General features: G+C 57.2%; 1 pseudogene. It reads left to right on the top strand.

What is annotated here, in order from left to right:
• A pseudogene (locus tag D6C13_RS25370) lies at positions 1-545 on the top strand (hypothetical protein); the annotation flags it as partial.

Raw genomic sequence — 545 nt, 5'->3', positions numbered from 1 at the left:
CGCAGACGAAAGAGAGCTGGCACTACGATCTGCGGGATAACCTCACCTCGGTGCATCAGAGCACCCCCCTGTTCCGGCAGCGCCGTTACACTTACGACGCCGCCGACCGGCTGATCGGACGGGAAACCGGGGCGTCCACGCCACAATATTTACGCTACGATCCGGCTTCGAACCCGTTGGATCCGACTCTCAATATCGGCGCATGGCCGCATAACCGGGTTATCCAGCAGGGCAAATATGAGTATCTTTACGATATCTACGGCAGAACCACGGAGAAACGTACACACGGCGAACGCTGGCGGTATCGCTATGACAGCGAACACCGGCTGACTGAGGTCTTGCATCAGCCGGTCAGCCATACGCTGGCGGAATGCGTCGTCAGTTTTGCCTACGACCCGCTCGGAAGGCGCATCAGCAAGCGGGTACGCTATCAGCGTATGGAAGGCGTGACGGCTGACGCTGAAAAGTACCGCATAAAAGAAACGCGCTTTTTATGGGAAGGCCCGCGCCTGCTGGCTGAATTTAATGGCTATCGCTCGCAAATT

Source organism: Rahnella woolbedingensis (assembly GCF_003602095.1).
GTDB classification, from domain to species: domain Bacteria; phylum Pseudomonadota; class Gammaproteobacteria; order Enterobacterales; family Enterobacteriaceae; genus Rahnella; species Rahnella woolbedingensis.
Note: the sequence above shows the minus strand (reverse complement) of the source record. Positions and strands in the feature narration are given on the sequence as shown.